This is a genomic window from Streptomyces sp. GESEQ-35, assembly GCF_017948485.1.
GTDB lineage: Bacteria > Actinomycetota > Actinomycetes > Streptomycetales > Streptomycetaceae > Streptomyces.
Genome location: NZ_JAFFSX010000007.1, coordinates 281,548 through 298,342 on the forward strand (window position 1 = coordinate 281,548; position 16,795 = coordinate 298,342).

Genomic DNA, 16,795 nt, shown 5'->3' on the forward strand with positions numbered 1-16,795 from the left:
GATGCCGCGACCGTACACGTCGCGGCATCAACTCCCGCTGACCGCCGCCGACTCGTAGCCCGTGATGTCGTCGGTCGTCACCAGGCCGTCCTCGATCGCCCGGGCCAACATGTCTGCCTTTGTCGGTGCGGTCCTGCCGACCTGCGCGTACTTGACTCTTGCCCGACGGATGTACACGTCCACGGTGTGAACCGATACACCCATGCGCCGGGCGACTGATGCCTTCGACATGGACTGGAACCACCACAGCAGCGCGGTACGTTCCTGTGCGGACAGCTTGGGCCTGCTCGCGCCGCGGTCACCTACCAGGACCCCGGCGGCTGTCGGCGTGACGTAGGGTCTGTCTCCCGCCGCGGCCAACACCGTGTTCACCAGGTGGGCCCGTCCTTCGTTCTTCGCGACGAACTCGCATGCTCCGGCCTCCAGCGACTCGAGCACCACCCGCTGCTCGGTGAACTGAGAGAAGGCGATGACCCGTTGGCCTGCCGCGGCCAGCGTGGCGATGTCGCCGATGACGAGTCTGCCGTGCAGATTCAGATCGAGAATCAGGACATCCGCGACGCCGGCCTCCACATCTGTGGTTTCGCCGGTGTGCCCCACCGAGATGCGGGGCTCCTCGGACAGCCAGGTCTGTATGCCTTCGATGACGACAGGGTGATCGTCGATGATGGCAACGGTCAGGGAGCCGGTCGTAGCGGCCATCGGGTTTCCCACCACAACTGGTCCTCCTCCTGGTCGTATATGGAGGATGCGGTGAGGGGGCCCGGCGGTTCCACGAGCGTCTCCGGCGGGGCGTCGGCCACCACGCTCACCACGACGTCCTCGGGCGTCGTCACCACGGTCACCCGCGCTCGGGTGGCGGCGGTGGCCAGGACCAGCAGGGCCCCTTCCGCCAGTTCTCGGCGGACGGATGCCGGCAGGTCGGGCAGGTCGCCGTAGCTCAGCACGGCCACGCTTACGCCACGCCGCTCGGCGACGTCGGCGCAGGCCCGCAGTTCGTGCAGGAGCGGGTGCGGGGTGTCGTCCGTCTCCACGAACAGCCTCCGCAGGCGTGCCGCCTCCACGGCGGCACGCCGGCGTACGACGGTGTCCCCCGGGTCCAGTTGATGTTCTGCCAGACCACGCAGCAGCGGTTCCACTCTGCTGCGCAGGTACTCGTAACGGCGCTGGCGCTCGGCGTGCACGGTCTCGTCGGCGGTCGCACGGGCGAGGCGCTCGGCCTGGCCGGCAGCGATCTCGGTGGCTTCCCGCGCACCGTCGTTGAGCTGCCGTGCCAGATACGCGAGGGTCAACTGGACACCGGCGGTGGTGTACGTCACGGCCAGCAGACGGGCGACCATGACATGGTCGAGCGCGTCGTGGGCGGCCAGGAAGCCCACCGTGACAGCCGTGTTGGCGCAGAGCAGGGCGACCAGCTCCCACAGCGGACGCTGCACCAGAAGCAGTACGCCGAACCAGCCCACGGTGTTCCACGCCCAGCTCACGTCGCTGATCATCGCGCCCGCCGGGTACGTGGCGGTGGCGACGACGCCGGTGACCAGCGCCGCCCCCGTGAGCCACCGCGCGGTGTGCCCGCTGAGCGCGGAACGCAGCAGCAGGATCGACCCGACCGTCAGGATGACCGTGAGGGCCAGCCAGGACCCCGCGGCGGCGGCCCGCGGCTCGTACACCGGCCAGCCCCTGAGCACCAGCAGGGTGTCCAGACCCAGGTGCCAGACGCCGACGATCGCCACCAGCCCGATATTGACGGCCTTGGCAAAACGGGTGGCGACCATCCCCTTGGCGACGCCGGCGGTCAGGGTTCCCACCTCAGCACGACCCGGGTGCCGGTGCCGGGGGACGAGACCGCCCGGGCGCTGCCTCCCACGGCACGCATCCGGCCGTAGACCGATTCCCGCAGGCCGCGTCGGTGGGAGGCTACGGCCACCGGGTCGAACCCGCGTCCGCTGTCGCAGACTTCGACGGTGACGCCCTCCCCGGCACGTCGGGCCGTGACCCGGGCAGCGCGGGTGTTCGCGTGCTGGGCCGCGTTGGTCAGGGCCTCGGCGACCCCCTGCGAGAGGGCCAGCACGACTTCGTGGGGAAGATCCAGCGGCGGCACGTCGAACTCGATGTCCAGTGACGGGAGTCCGGCGCGGCGCGTCAGTACGACGGTGCGCAGCGCGACATCCAGCGGTGCCGGCTCGTGCGCCGCGTCGCGTGCCACGCCGGGATGCGCCCGCAGGTCCGCAATGACGGCCAGGTCGGCCGCGGCCCGTTGGGGCAGCGCGGCAGAGTCACGGGTGATGCTGCCGGTGCCCACGATGGTGAGCGTGGCGAGCACGGTGTCGTGCAGCAGTCGCTGCTGGTCCAGTTCGTCGGTGCGGGCGGCGGATCGGGCCCGCGCCGATGCGCGCGCCGCCGCCTCTTCGGACAGCGCGAGGTCCGCCCTACGCGCTCCGTGTCGCAGCAGGGCCACGACAGTGGCGGCGAGCAGTCCCTGGAGCACCATGATCAGGGGGGCATCCCGGATGCCGGGGGCGCCCACCGCGTAAGCCGCCGCGATGGCGATCGCCGCGGCCATCGCCAGGGGCTGGCGCAGACCGAACTGTGCGATGAAGATGCCGCTGCCGGCGACCATGTCGATCCATCCGCTGCCCGCGCTCGCTCCCAGGACCTCGGCCGGGACGAGCTTGCCGTGCGCCAGGCAGAGCACCACAACGACAGTGGTGTCACCGGCGCAGAGCCAGGGACGAGGTTCCGGCCTGAACATCAGCACGGTGAACAGGCCGCTCCACATAAGGAGTCCGACGACCGCGACGGTCACCCAGACGGAGCGTGCGGGCGGTGCGAAACCGACCACGGCGACCAGGGCCGCTCCGACAGCACTCGCTGCTCTCAGGACAGCCGACAGGCGTGCGGACTTGCGCCGAAGCTGAAGTTGGGCGGGTCCCTGCGTCAGCACGCCGCCTCCACCAAGGGAATTCACGCCTCCGTCAAGAAAAGCACGGGACCCGACCGTATTTCTCACAGTGTTTCCCCCGCCCGCCCGATGAGACCCGTTTCCCAACTTAGTTGAGGAGCTGCAGCGTTGTCACGCGTTCGCGTGACATGCCTCTCAACGGTCCGCCACGTAATCTTCCGTACCAGCCGCCCGGGGGGAATCTCGGTTGCTCGGATGCAATTCGAGGTTCGGCTGAAATCCTGAGAGCGGAAATTCGGGCAATCCGCCCGAATAATCGGAAGGTGGAGCGGAATTGAACAGTATCCGAAGAGGGCACGCGAAGTCGACCGCGGCCGCAGGGGCCCTTGTGGCCAGCCTCCTCGGCGGCGTTCTCGTCGGTACGCCGTCCGCAGCCGCAGCCGCCGGTTCGGGGGATGACCCGGAGGCTCTCGGTAGATGCGACAGGGTATGGGTGACGAACGTCTACAACTACAAGAGCAAGCACCACGGCAAGGGCCCCATCTACAAGGACGGGCGCGGCGGAACGATGACCCTCACGAAGCACGAAGCAGGGGAGTTCAGTTCGTCGGTCAGCGCCACGGTCGGGGTGTCCGTAAAGGCCGCCGTCGCCGAAGCGAAGGCGGAGGGCACCGTGGGCGCCACCGTCAAAACCACGTGGGGCACCAGTCACAGCTTCTCGCACAAGATCGCGAGCAACAAGTACGGCAACGCGCAGTACGGGACGTTCGGGCACACTGCCAGCGTGGAGAAGTACCTCACGCTCCCCGACTGCAAGAAGTCACAACGCAAGACCGGGACCGCGAAGATAGGAAACAAGACGCAGGGATTCCGGTTCTGGCAAACCAACTCCTGATGCGGCGGACGGTGGCGCTTTTGGCAGCTGCAGCCCTCGTTTCTGCGGTCGCGGCCTGCGCCGGTGGCGAGGAAACGGGGCGTGCCCACACGGACACCCCATCGACCACCGTGTCCGAGGCGCCACCGGCGCTGCCCGCGCCCGACCTGGAGACGGGGTTCACGGAAGTCCTGGCCGAAGGACCGACGCGTGGCAGATACGTGTCGAGCCCTGTGCCGCTGCAAAAGGGCGTCACATGGATAGCGCTCAATTGCCTGGCTGATTCCGGATCGCCGATGGTGGATGTCGTCGTCGATACCGTAGCGACCTTCACAACCGAGTGTAAGAGCGGTGAAGTCAGCTACTACGCACACGAACTCAACCTCTCCACGAACGGCAACGGGAAAGTCTCGATCGAGACGCCGGACGCTGTGCGGTGGACGATGAGCGTCCAGGTTTCCAAGCCTGACGACACGTAACACATAACACCTGACACGCAAGAAGAACCAGAGATATTCAACTGGCAGACCAGGAGGGGCTTTTCATGAGGCTCGAGCGTGTGGGCCGGTTCGGCACCACCGGCGCGTTGGTCGCCGCGGCGCTTGGCGCGTCGGTCGTCTTCACCCCGTCGTCGGCATCCGCGGAAAGCGAGTGGTGGTGCTACGGCACCCAGGTCAAGCGCTGCGCCGCCGTCTGGTGGGACGAGACCGCCGACACCTACCGAGCGCGGGCGAAGATCACCGACGTCGCCGGTGGCGGCAGCTACCAGGTCAAGGTCACCAACGTGAAGCTTCAGCGCTTCAACGGCAGTGGCTGGGTGACGGTGCGCACCGCGAAGGACGGCGACGGCTGGCATGGCACCGAGGACTTGGCCGGCACCAGCACCGTCAACCCGTGCAACTGGCCACGGCAGAGTTTCGGCGTGGTGGCGACGTTCAGCTGGAGGGGTGCAGGCTCCGGCGAGAAGACCTGGCGTCCCAATAACTCCTGGGCCCTTCTCTGCGACTGACCCACCGAACACGTCCGCCCCGCACCGAACGGTGCGGGGCGGACGTGTTGCTTCAACCACCTGTGAGAGTGAGGCAGGTGTGAAGGCGCGTCAAGGCGGTCGGTGAAAGTTCTTTCTATGAATTTCAACCTCTTGCTGTAACGCTTTCGTTGGCGGTACGTTCCCGCCGACGCCCGGCAACGACGCCGTGCCGCGGCGCAGGGGGGATCCGAACTGAGCCGCACTCGCAAGGAGTTCAGCCTGTGACATCGCCAAGCTCGGCGCCCTCGAAGCGCCACCGGAAGCACCGCCGCACAGCTCCCGCCGCTGCCTTGACCGCGCTCGCCGCGGCCGCGGCCACAGCCCTCATGGTCCCCGGCGGCACCGCGTCCGCCTCCCCGCCCGGCACCAAGGACGTCACCGCCGTGATGTTCGAGTGGAACTTCGCCTCGGTCGCCAAGGAGTGCACCAACACCCTCGGCCCGGCCGGTTACGGCTACGTGCAGGTCTCGCCGCCCGCAGAGCACATACAGGGATCGCAGTGGTGGACGTCGTACCAACCCGTGAGTTACAAGATCGCGGGGCGGCTGGGTGACGCCACCGCCTTCCAGGGCATGGTCAACACCTGTCACGCGGCCGGTGTGAAGGTCGTCGTCGATGCCGTCATCAACCACATGTCCGCGGGCAGCGGCACCGGCACCGGCGGGTCGTCGTACACGAAGTACAACTACCCGGGCCTGTACTCCTCGGCCGACTTCGACGACTGCACGTCGGCCATCTCCGACTACACCAACCGCACCAACGTCCAGAACTGCGAACTCGTCGGCCTCGCCGACCTGGACACGGGCGAGGAGTACGTCCGCTCCGCCATCGCCGGCTACATGAACACGCTGCTCGGCTACGGCGTCGACGGCTTCCGCGTCGACGCCGCCAAGCACATGCCGGCGGCCGACCTCGCCAACATCAAGTCGCGGCTGAGCAATTCGTCCGTGTACTGGAAGCAGGAGGTCATCTACGGCAGCGGGGAGGCCGTCCAGCCGACCGAGTACACGGGCAACGGTGACGTCCAGGAGTTCCGGTACGCGTACGACCTCAAGCGGGTCTTCAACAACGAGAACCTCGCCTATCTGAAGAACTACGGCGAGGGCTGGGGGTACATGAGCAGTGGTGTCTCCGGCGTCTTCGTCGACAACCACGACACCGAGCGCAACGGCTCGACCCTCACCTACAAGGACGGCGCCAACTACACGCTGGCCAACGTCTTCATGCTGGCCTACCCGTACGGAGCTCCGGACATCAACTCCGGTTACGAGTGGTCCGACGCGGACGCGGGCCCGCCCAACGGCGGTACGGTCAACGCCTGTTGGCAGGACGGCTGGAAGTGTCAGCACGCCTGGCCGGAGATCATGCGCATGGTCGCCTTCCGCAACGCCACGCGCGGTGAGGCCCTCTCCAACTGGTGGGACAACGGCGCCGACGCGATCGCCTTCGGGCGGGGCGCCAAGGGCTACGTCGCCATCAACCACGAGTCCAGCAGCCTGAGCCGGACCTATCAGACGTCGATGCCCGCCGGGACGTACTGCAACGTGCAGAGCAACACGACGGTGACCGTGAACTCCAGCGGCCAGTTCACCGCCACCCTGGGCGCCAACACCGCCCTCGCGATCTACGTGGGCAAGTCCAGCTGCTGAAAGTTCTTACCGGTCGTTTCAAGACTCTTGCTGTAAGCCTTTCGGCGGCGATACGGTCACGCGGGGTCGGACCCGAAGAGCCGTACATCGCAAGGAGTCCAGGTCTTGATACCGAGATGGCCGGTGGCGTCTAGGCGCCGCACCGCGTATGCCGGACGGGTCGCTGCGGTCACCGTGACCGCGCTGGCCGCAGCGCTCGTCCAGCCCCTCGCAGCCGGGGCCGACACCCCGCCCGCACCCCCGACCGACGCGAAACTCGCCGCCGAGCCCGCCCGGCACGACGCCACCCGCGAGCAGTTCTACTTCGTCCTCCCGGACCGCTTCGCCAACGGCGACACCGGCAACGACAAGGGCGGGCTCACCGGTTCACGGCTCTCCACCGGCTACGACCCCACCGACAAGGGCTTCTACCAGGGCGGCGACCTCAAGGGCCTGACCAACAAGCTCGACTACATCAAGGGCCTGGGCACCACCTCCATCTGGATGGCCCCGATCTTCAAGAACCGGCCCGTACAGGGCACCGGCACCGACGCCTCGGCCGGCTACCACGGTTACTGGATCACCGACTTCACCCAGGTCGACCCGCACTTCGGCACCAACAAGGACCTTCAGACCCTCATCTCCAAGGCCCACGCCAAGGGCATGAAGGTCTTCTTCGACGTCATCACCAACCACACCGCCGATGTCGTCGACTACGAGGAGAAGTCCTACGACTACCTCTCCAAGGGCGCCTTCCCGTATCTGACGAAGGACGGCGAGCCGTTCGACGACGCGGACTACGCGGACGGCACACAGGACTTCCCGGCGGTCGACGCGGACTCCTTCCCGCGCACCCCGAAGGCCACGGAGAACACCAAGGTCCCGTCGTGGCTCAACGACCCGACGATGTACCACAACCGCGGTGACTCGACCTTCGCCGGCGAGAGTTCGACCTACGGTGACTTCTCCGGTCTCGACGACCTGTGGACCGAGCGGCCCGAGGTCGTGCAGGGCATGGAGAAGATCTACCAGCGCTGGGTGCGGGACTTCGACATCGACGGCTTCCGGATCGACACCGTGAAGCACGTCAACATGGAGTTCTGGACGCAGTGGGCCACGGCCCTCGACTCCTACGCGGCCAAGCAGGGCCGCGACGACTTCTTCATGTTCGGCGAGGTGTACTCCGCCGACACGAACATCACTTCGCCGTACGTCACTGAGGGCCGCCTCGACTCCACGCTCGACTTCCCCTTCCAGGAGGCGGCCCGGCAGTACGCCTCCCAGGGCGGCAGCGCGCAGACGCTCTCCAAGGTCTTCGGCGACGACTACAAATACACGACCGACAAGGCCAACGCCTACGAGCAGGTCACCTTCCTCGGCAACCACGACATGGGCCGCATCGGGTACTTCCTCGACCAGGACGACCCGGACGCGACCGACGCCGAACTGCTCAAGAAGGACAAGCTCGCCAACGAGCTGATGTTCCTCAGCCGTGGCAACCCCGTCGTCTACTACGGCGACGAACAGGGCTTCACCGGCTCCGGCGGTGACAAGGACGCCCGGCAGTCGATGTTCGCGTCCACCACCGCCGACTACCTGGACGACGACCAGCTCGGCACCGACCGCACCCACGCGAGCGACGCCTACGACACGGGAGCACCGCTCTACCAGCAGATCAGCGCTCTCGCCGAGCTCCGCAAGGCCAACCCGGCCCTCACGGACGGCGTCCAGACGGAGCGGTACGCCGCCGATGGCGCCGGAATCTACGCGTTCTCGCGCACGAGCAAGACCGAGTACCTCGTCGCCTTCAACAACGCCGGCGAGGCCAAGACGGCGAGCATCCCGGTCGGCTCCGCGGACATGACGTATACGGGCATCTACGGGAGCAGTGACTCCCTGAAGAGCGACGCCGACAACAAGGTCACCGTCACCGTCCCGGCCGGCTCGGCGGTCGTCCTCAAGGCGGCCGGCAAGCTCGCCAAGCCCGCGACCGCGCCGACGATCACCCTCAAGGCCCCCGCCACCGGTGCCACCGGCACGGTGGAGATCAGTGCCGACCTGGACGGCGGACAGCTCAACCGCGTCGTCTTCGCCGCCCAGGTCGGCAACGGCAAGTGGAAGACTCTCGGTTCCGCCGACCACCCCCCGTACAAGGTCACCCAGATCATCGGGAAGGACGTACCGGCCGGAACGGCCTTGCGCTACAAGGCGGTTGTCATCGACTCGGCCGGGCGTACGGCGAGCGCCACGGCCTCGTCGGCCACCGGCACACCGCCCGCCGAAGAGGTCCCGAGCGCGTCCTCCCGCGACTACGCGATCGTCCACTACAAGCGCACCGACGGCGACTACACCGACTGGGGCCTGTACGCCTGGGGCGACCTCGCCGACGGGGAGTCGACGACCTGGCCGGACAGTCACCCCTTCATCGGCCGGGACGCGTACGGCGCCTTCGCCTACGTCAAGCTGAAGCCGGGTGCCTCCGGTGTCGGCTTCCTGGTGATCGACAAGGACGGCAACAAGGACGTCTCCGCCGACCGGACCATCGACGTCACCAAGACCGGCGAGATCTGGATCGAGCAGGGCAAGGAGGCCGTGGTCACCGAGAAGCCCGAGTACCCCGCGCAGGACAAGACCAAGGCCGTCCTGCACTACCACCGCGCCGACGGGAACTACGACGGCTGGGGCCTGCACACCTGGACGGGCGCCGCGAACCCCACCGAATGGTCGAACCCCCTGAAGCGGGTGAAGACCGATGCCTATGGCGCGGTCTTCGAGGTACCGCTCACCGACGGTGCCACCAGCCTCAGCTACATCATGCACAAGGGCGACGAGAAGGACCTCTCCGCCGACCAGTCGCTGGACCTCACGGCGAACGGCCACGAGGTGTGGCTGTTGAGCGGCCAGGAGAAGTACCTGCTCCCGCAGCCCGCCGGCTCCGCGGCCGCGCTCGACCTGACCACCTCCAAGGCGGTCTGGATCGACCGGAACACGGTCGCCTGGAACGGCTCCGACACGGCCGCCTCCACCCAGCTGCTGTACTCGCGCACCGGCTCGATCACCGTCGAGGACGGCGCCCTGACCGGCGACGACCAGAAGTGGCTCCGCCTCTCCAAGACCGCCCTCACCGACGCCCAGAAGGCGAAGTTCCCCCACCTCAAGGACTACACCGCCTGGTCAGTCGACCCCCGCGACCGCACCCGGGTGCGCGAGGCGCTGCGCGGTCAGGTCGTCGCCTCCCAGCGGGCCGCGAACGGCGCCGTCCTGGCCGCGACCGGCGTCCAGATCGCCGGCGTACTCGACGATCTCTACTCAGGCGCGACCAACGCCGACCTCGGCCCGACCTTCGACAAGGGCCGCCCCACGCTGGCCGTCTGGGCGCCGACCGCGCAATCGGTCGCACTTGAGCTGGACGGCTCGCTGACACAGATGCACCGCAACGACACCACCGGCGTCTGGTCCGTCACCGGCCCCAAGTCCTGGAAGAACAAGGCCTATCGGTACGTCGTGAAAGTCTGGGCGCCCAGTGTCGGCAAGGTCGTCACCAACAAGGTCACCGACCCGTACTCGGTCGCCCTGACCGCCGACTCCGAGCGCAGCCTGGTCGCGGACCTCGACGACAAGTCCCTCGCCCCCAGCGGCTGGACGTCACTGAAGAAGCCCAAGGCCGTGCCGCTCAGGGACGCCCAGATCCAGGAGTTGCACATCCGCGACTTCTCGGTGGAGGACAAGACGGCCGCCAACCCCGGCACCTACCTCGCGTTCGCCGACAAGTCGAGCGACGGCTCCCGGCACCTCAAGCAGCTTGCCGGGGCCGGGACTTCGTACGTCCATCTCCTGCCCGCCTTCGACATCGCCACCATCCCCGAACGCCGCGAGGACCAGGCGACCGTCGACTGCGACCTCGCCTCCTACCCGGCGGACTCCGAGCAGCAGCAGGCGTGCGTCTCGACGGTCGCGGCGAAGGATGCCTACAACTGGGGCTACGACCCGTACCACTACACGGTTCCCGAGGGCTCGTACGCCACCGACCCGGACGGCAGCGGCCGTACGGTCGAGTTCCGGAAGATGGTCAAGGCGCTCAATGAGGACGGCCTCCGGGTCGTCATGGACGTCGTCTACAACCACACGGCGGCGAGCGGCCAGGCGGCGACGAGTGTCCTCGACCGGATCGTGCCCGGCTACTACCAGCGGCTCCTCGCCGACGGCTCGGTGGCGAACAGCACCTGTTGTGCCAACACGGCCACCGAGAACGCCATGATGGGCAAGCTCGTCGTCGACTCGATCGTCACCTGGGCCAAGGAGTACAAGGTCGACGGCTTCCGCTTCGACCTCATGGGCCACCACCCGAAGGCCAACATCCTGGCGGTGCGGAAGGCTCTCGACGCGCTGACCCTCGCCGAGGACGGCGTCGACGGCAAGAAGATCATCCTCTACGGCGAGGGCTGGAACTTCGGTGAGGTCGCCGACGACGCCCGGTTCGTGCAGGCCACGCAGGCGAACATGGCGGGCACCGGCGTCGCGACCTTCTCCGACCGGGCGCGGGACGCCGTACGCGGCGGCGGGCCCTTCGACGAGGACCCCGGCGTGCAGGGCTTCGCGTCCGGGCTGTACACCGACCCCAACTCCTCGACGAGCAACGGGAGTACGGCCGAACAGAAGGCCCGTCTGCTGCACTACCAGGACCTGATCAAGGTCGGCCTCTCCGGCAACCTGTCGTCGTACCGCTTCACCGACACCGGCGGCAAGGAGGTCACCGGCGCCGAGGTCGACTACAACGGTTCGCCCGCCGGTTACGCGGACGCGCCCGGCGACGCCCTCGCCTACGCCGACGCGCACGACAACGAGTCGCTGTTCGACGCGCTGACGTACAAGCTGCCCGCGAACTCGTCCGCGGCCGACCGCGCCCGGATGCAGGTCCTCGCCATGGCCACGGCCACCCTCTCGCAGGGCCCGGCCCTCTCCCAGGCGGGCACCGACCTGCTGCGCTCCAAGTCCCTGGACCGCAACTCCTACGACAGCGGGGACTGGTTCAACGCCGTCCACTGGAACTGCGCGGACGGCAACGGCTTCGGGCGCGGGTTGCCGATGGCGGCCGACAACGAGTCCAAGTGGCCGTACGCCACACCCCTGTTGGGCTCGGTGCGGGTCGGCTGCGAGCAGATCGAGGGCGCCTCGGCGGCGTACCGGGATCTGCTGAGAATCCGTACGACGGAGAAGGCGTTCTCCCTCGACACCGCCGGCCAGGTGCAGTCGGCGCTCTCCTTCCCGCTGTCCGGGAAGGACGAGACACCCGGGGTGATCACCATGGCGCTCGGTGACCTGGTCGTCGTGTTCAACGCGACGCCCGAGAAGCAGGAGCAGCGGATCGAGACGATGGCCGGCACCGGTTACCGGCTGCATCCGGTGCAGGCGTCGGGAGCGGACCCTATCGCCAAGTCGGCTTCGTACGAGCGCATATCGGGCACGTTCGCCGTTCCGGGGCGGACCGTAGCAGTATTTACCCGGACTTCCTGATAAGGGCATTACCTTGGTGGGGCAGACCGTACATCCTGGTCTGCCCCACCGGTGCTGTCCCAAGGGCTGACACATGGACGTCAACGGCAAGCGAACCGACACCACCGTGCTGGTCGTCGACGACGTGGCGGCCAGCCGGTACGCCATGGGCGCCATGCTGCGCCGCGCCGGTTACCAGGTGGTCCCGGTCGCCACCGGCAACGAGGCGCTCGTCGAACTCGACGTACGGCTGCGCAAGGGGCTCCTGCCCGATGTGGCCCTGGTCGACATCGATCTGCCGGACATGAGCGGCTTCGAGCTGTGTCGCCGACTCAAGGCCCGGCCGCACATGGCAGGCCTGCCCGTCGTGCACTTCTCGGCCACCGACGCCGCCACCGGTGATCGTTGCCGTGGTCTCGAAGTGGGCGGGGAGGCGTATCTGACGGTGCCCGCCGAGCCCGAGGAGATCGACGCGGTGATCCGGGCCGCGGTGCGCGCGGCGCGGCTGCGGGCGGGCGACCAGGCGCAGGCGCGGCGGCTGATGATGCTGTCGGAGACGATCGTCACCATCCAGGCGGCCCGCTCCCTTCAGGAACTCGCCGACGCCGCCGCCGACGGCACCGCACGGTTCACGGGCTCGCCCGCCGCCGTCTTCGTCCTCGCCCCGGACGACGATCTGTACCGCGCCACCTCCCGGGACCGCACCTCCCTCGCACTGCCGGACGAGGGCGCCCACCGGACCGTGGCGGCACTGCTGCGCCGGCTCACCCGGGGGCAGGACGGCGTGCGGATCACCACCGTGCCCGCTCCGCTGTGGCCCGCCGGGTTCTTCCGGCCCGGCGTGCAGCACGACGCCCGGCTGGCGCTGATCCGCACCCAGGACGGCAAGGCCGCGGTGTGCCTGGCCATGCCCACCCGCGGGCTGCACCGGGTGAACCCGGCCGACGAGACCCTGGTGGCCCGGCTCGCCCAGGCCACCGCGCTCGCCGCCGAGCCGCTGCTCATGTACCAGGTCGAGCGGCATGTCGCCCTCACCCTCCAGCACAGCTTCCTGCCCCAGCCGCACCGGTTGCCCGAGCTGGCGGGCATCGACGTCGAGGTCCGCTATGTGCCCGCGTCCCGGCAGACCGAGATCGGCGGCGACTTCTACGCCGCGCTGCGCACCCGGGACGGTGTGCTCACCGCGGTCGGCGACGTCGTCGGACACTCGCTGGAGGCGGCCACGGTCATGGTCGAGATCCGGCATGCGCTGCGCGCCTACTGCGTCGAGGAGAGCGACCCGGCCGTGCTCGCCGAGCGCCTCGACCGGATGCTCCTGCACTACCACCCCGAGGTCACGGCCACCGTCTGCCTGGTCCTGATCGACCCGAGCACCGGGCGCACCCAGGTCGCCAACGCGGGACACATCCCGCCGCTGATCATCCGGGACAACGACAGCGCCGACTACGCCAAGGCGTCGGGACCGCTGCTCGGCGTGGGCCTGCCCCATCCGCCGCCGACCGAGCTGTTCCTCGACCCCGACGACCGGCTCCTCATGGTCACCGACGGTCTGATCGAGACCCGGGGCACCGACCTGGAGGCCTCGATGGAACAGCTCCGCACGGCCGCCGCCGACGCCCCGCCCGGTCTGGACGCCCTGTGCGACACCCTCCTGGCCTGCTTCGGTCACGACCGCGAGGACGACATCGCGATGCTGGCGCTGCGGCTAGGGTGAGCCCTGCTGACCTTGCCGAACAGGAGTGCCCATGCCGCAGATCACCGTCGACTACTCCGAGCAGCTGGCGGACGACTTCGACCGACCCGGATTCGCTTCTGCGCTGCATATCGCCGTGGTCGAGATCGCGGCCGCCAGGCCGGGGGCGTGCAAGACGCAGTTCCGGCGGGGCGAGGACACGGTGGTGGGCGCCGACGCCGACGGGCATGCGGTCGTGCATGTCACCCTTGGGCTGCTTGCCGGGCGTGCGGACGAGACGAAGGTTCAACTCACCGAGGCGGTACTGGAGTTGCTTCGGCAGTATGTGAAGCCTGCGGAGGGGTTGGCGCTGCATGCCTCTGCGGAGGTGCGTGAGCTTGATCCGTCGTACCGGAAGTTCGAGAGCTGAGCGCTCCGCTGGGGGTGCCGTGATGGGTTGTCTGTCGGCTGCGGCGCCGTTGTGGCTGGTCGCGCAGTTCCCCGCGCCCCTAAAGGGGCGCTGGTCAGGACGCCAGTCTGATTAGTCGGGTGACCAAGTCGCTGAAGGGGCCGTCCGGTGGCTCTTCCTTGAGTGTGCGGCGTAGTAGGGCGGCCATTTCCTCGTCGTGGGCGGCGCTTACGGCGGACAGGGCGGCGAAGTCGTGGACCAGCTGTGCCTCCAGTTCGGCCCGCGGGATGCGTCGGCCGTCCAGCCAGATCAGGGCCGTCGACTCGGCGAGCGAGATCCAGGAGCGGATGACCAGTTCCAGTCGCGCGGGCGGATCGTCGACGCGCAGGTGCGAAAGGATTTGGACATACGCGGCCTGCCGTACGGAGTCGATGAGTGCGTTCGTCGTCGACGAGCCGACGGCCGGGCCGCCGCGCATCAACGCCGAGAAACCGGGCCCGTGGTCCTCCACGAAGTCGAAGTATCGGCGCATCACCCGCAGCAGCCGGGCCCCCAGCGGACCCTCCTGCGGTTCGACGAACCGGGCCGCCAGTTCGTCCGAGGCGCGCCTCAACGCGGCCTCGTACAGGCTGAGTTTGCCGGGAAAGTAGTGGTAGACCAGCGGCCGCGAGATGCCGGCTGCCGACGCTATCTCGTCGATGGAGACCTCGTCGGGCGAGCGACGGCTGAAGAGTTCGAGAGCGACTCCGATCAGCTGCTGCCGCCGCTCCTCGACGCCCATTCTGCGACGTACCCCGATACTCATACGAACACCTTACCGATCGGATTCGGCCCCGAACGGACCGGCCCGACCGTCGTGTTCACATGAACCCGTCACATATCCAGCACCAGACGATCACTTCGGGCCCTCGACACACAGATCAGCATCGAGTCACCGCGCTCGGCATCCGTCAGCAACTCGTCCCGGTGCTCCACCTCGCCCTCCAGCACCCGCTGTTGGCAGGTCCCGCAGAACCCCTGCTCGCAGGAGTACGCGGTGTCCGGCAACTCCGCCCGTACGGCGGCCAGCACAGTGCTGTCGGCGCCCACCGTCAACGTCCGTCCGCTGCGCCGGAGTTCGACCTCGAAGGCGCTGTTGCCGTCGGTCGAGGTGCGCGGCGCGAACCGCTCCAGGTGGACGCCGGGGAACCGCCGTTCGACGGCCGCCATCAGGCCCTCGGGCCCACAGCAGTACACGGCGGCACCGTCAGGCGCAGTCGCGAACAGCTCGTCGAGAGCGGGCTGGCCCTCCGCGACGGTCACGCGGTCCGCACCGAGCTTCTCGACCTCCTCCAGAAACGGCATCGAGGCCCGAGACCGCCCGCAGTACAGCAGCCGCCACTCCACGCCGGCCGGCAGGGCCCGCACCATCGGCAGGATCGGCGTGATCCCGATACCGCCGGCGACGAAGACATACGAGTCCGCCTCGACGAGCGGGAAACGGTTGCGCGGCCCCCGCACCTCCAACTCCACGCCCGCCCGCACCTGTTCGTGCACCTCCCGCGAACCGCCCCGCCCGTCCGGCACCAGCCGGGTCGCGACGGTGTACGACGAGGTGTCCTCCGGGTCCCCGCACAGCGAGTACTGCCGGACCAGCCCCGACGGCAGCACCACATCGAGATGCGCCCCGGGCTCCCAGCGCGGCAACTCCCGCCCTTCGAACCGCAGTTGTACGACCCCTTCGGCGACCGTCTCGTACGAGGAGACCAGCAGTCGCAGGGCCCGTGACCGGGGCCGCCCGGAGACCGGTTCCTCCAGGGCGGGCATCGGCCACAGCGGCGAGGCCTGGATACGGCGGCGCAGGGCCCGCCGGGCGAGCAGCGCGGCGCCGGTGACGACGACGAGAGTCCGCAGCTTCGGCATCACGCGGCGCCCTTCTCGGCGGCGACGGCCGCGGGGGAGGAGGCGAGATAGGCGACGGCCTGCTCGGTGGAGCCCTCCTGGGAGGGGTGGTAGTCGCGGCTCAGGTACCGGGGTATGGACCTGACCATGTCGCCCGTGGCGGGCAGCAGACCCCGCCGCCCCCGCACGTAGAAGTCCTTGAAGCTCGCCTTCCCGTCGACGAGCATCGGGTCGTTAGCCATGAAGAAGCGGGCCCCGCGCTGCCACAGGAACACCAGCGCCGTGAACGCCGTCGCCCAGGTGCGCACCCGGCGCCGGTAGCCGCCGTCGACGTGCATGAACAGGTCGAAGGCGACGGACCGGTGCTCGACCTCCTCGGCGCCGTGCCAGCGCAGCAGGTCCAGCATGGTGGGGTCGGCGCCGCGCCGGTCCAACTCCTCGGCGTTCAGCACCCAGTTGCCGAGGAAGGCGGTGTAGTGCTCGATCGCCGCGATGATCGCGACCCGCTCCATCAGCCACCACTTGCGCGCCTTGCCCGGGGGCAGCGTCCGGTCTCCGAGCAGCTTCTCGAAGAGCCAGTCGACCTGCGCGGTGTACGGCGTCGGATCGAGCCCGAGATCCTTGAGGTGGGGGAGTACCTCGTCGTGGGCCTGCGCGTGCATGGCCTCCTGGCCGATGAACCCGATCACGTCCGCCCGGAGCCGCTCGTCCCGGATGTACGGCAGCACCTGCTTGTAGACATGCACGAACCACCGCTCGCCTGCGGGCAGCAGCAGATGCAGCACATTGATGGTGTGCGTGGTGAACGGATCCTCCGGCACCCAGTGCAGCGGGGTGTCCTCCCAGGAGAAGGACACCTTGCGCGCCTTGAGTCCGGCCTGCGTGTTAGACATGGCGTCAATGTAC

13 protein-coding genes are annotated in these 16,795 nt (G+C 68.4%); 7 read left to right on the top strand and 6 right to left on the bottom strand.

Going from position 1 to position 16,795, the window contains the following annotated elements; genetic code table 11:
* Positions 1-27: 27 nt before the first annotated feature.
* Genes KCH87_RS16815 through KCH87_RS16825 form a run of 3 tightly spaced genes read right to left on the bottom strand, consistent with a single transcriptional unit; the run spans position 28 to position 2,944 of the window.
* On the bottom strand, positions 28-702 hold the full coding sequence (locus KCH87_RS16815) for a response regulator (protein WP_210586901.1): 675 nt from the start codon (positions 700-702) through the stop codon (positions 28-30).
* Positions 678-1,808, bottom strand: coding sequence for a hypothetical protein (locus KCH87_RS16820; RefSeq protein ID WP_210586902.1), 1,131 nt, complete (start codon positions 1,806-1,808; stop codon positions 678-680). The genes KCH87_RS16815 and KCH87_RS16820 overlap by 25 nt, the downstream gene beginning before the upstream one ends.
* Positions 1,796-2,944 (bottom strand): ATP-binding protein, encoded by a 1,149-nt coding sequence (locus KCH87_RS16825; RefSeq protein ID WP_210586903.1) that lies wholly within the window; start codon positions 2,942-2,944, stop codon positions 1,796-1,798. The genes KCH87_RS16820 and KCH87_RS16825 overlap by 13 nt, the downstream gene beginning before the upstream one ends.
* A gap of 346 nt (positions 2,945-3,290) precedes the next feature.
* On the opposite strand from KCH87_RS16825, the gene KCH87_RS16830 reads away from it, so the two are divergent.
* The 7 genes from KCH87_RS16830 to KCH87_RS16860 all read left to right on the top strand — a co-directional run bounded on the left by KCH87_RS16830 (position 3,291) and on the right by KCH87_RS16860 (position 14,029).
* Entirely contained in the window at positions 3,291-3,797 is a 507-nt protein-coding gene (locus tag KCH87_RS16830; protein ID WP_210586904.1) for a hypothetical protein, read from the top strand.
* Entirely contained in the window at positions 3,797-4,255 is a 459-nt protein-coding gene (locus KCH87_RS16835; protein ID WP_210586905.1) for a hypothetical protein, read from the top strand. The genes KCH87_RS16830 and KCH87_RS16835 overlap by 1 nt, the downstream gene beginning before the upstream one ends.
* Positions 4,256-4,320: 65 nt before the next feature.
* Positions 4,321-4,785 carry a hypothetical protein gene (locus KCH87_RS16840; protein ID WP_210586906.1) on the top strand — a complete coding sequence of 155 codons (465 nt, stop codon included), beginning with the start codon at positions 4,321-4,323 and terminating at the stop codon, positions 4,783-4,785.
* A gap of 347 nt (positions 4,786-5,132) precedes the next feature.
* Positions 5,133-6,455: an alpha-amylase family protein gene (locus KCH87_RS16845; RefSeq protein WP_210586984.1), complete on the top strand. Its 1,323-nt coding sequence runs from the start codon at positions 5,133-5,135 to the stop codon at positions 6,453-6,455.
* 105 nt (positions 6,456-6,560) lie between these two features.
* Positions 6,561-11,948, top strand: a complete 5,388-nt coding sequence (pulA, locus tag KCH87_RS16850; protein WP_210586907.1) for a pullulanase-type alpha-1,6-glucosidase — start codon at positions 6,561-6,563, stop codon at positions 11,946-11,948.
* 73 nt (positions 11,949-12,021) lie between these two features.
* Entirely contained in the window at positions 12,022-13,641 is a 1,620-nt protein-coding gene (locus KCH87_RS16855) for a SpoIIE family protein phosphatase (RefSeq protein ID WP_210586908.1), read from the top strand.
* A 31-nt stretch (positions 13,642-13,672) separates the two neighbouring features.
* Positions 13,673-14,029, top strand: a complete 357-nt coding sequence (locus KCH87_RS16860; RefSeq protein ID WP_210586909.1) for a 5-carboxymethyl-2-hydroxymuconate Delta-isomerase — start codon at positions 13,673-13,675, stop codon at positions 14,027-14,029.
* A gap of 94 nt (positions 14,030-14,123) precedes the next feature.
* Here the strand turns inward: KCH87_RS16860 and KCH87_RS16865 are convergent, their stop codons facing one another.
* The 3 genes from KCH87_RS16865 to KCH87_RS16875 form a co-directional block, all read right to left on the bottom strand.
* Positions 14,124-14,813: a TetR/AcrR family transcriptional regulator gene (locus tag KCH87_RS16865; RefSeq protein ID WP_210586910.1), complete on the bottom strand. Its 690-nt coding sequence runs from the start codon at positions 14,811-14,813 to the stop codon at positions 14,124-14,126.
* A 68-nt stretch (positions 14,814-14,881) separates the two neighbouring features.
* Positions 14,882-15,910, bottom strand: coding sequence for a PDR/VanB family oxidoreductase (locus KCH87_RS16870; RefSeq protein WP_210586911.1), 1,029 nt, complete (start codon positions 15,908-15,910; stop codon positions 14,882-14,884).
* Complete coding sequence (locus tag KCH87_RS16875) at positions 15,910-16,782, bottom strand: metal-dependent hydrolase (protein ID WP_210586912.1); 873 nt, start codon at positions 16,780-16,782, stop codon at positions 15,910-15,912. The genes KCH87_RS16870 and KCH87_RS16875 overlap by 1 nt, the downstream gene beginning before the upstream one ends.
* Positions 16,783-16,795 lie beyond the last annotated feature (13 nt).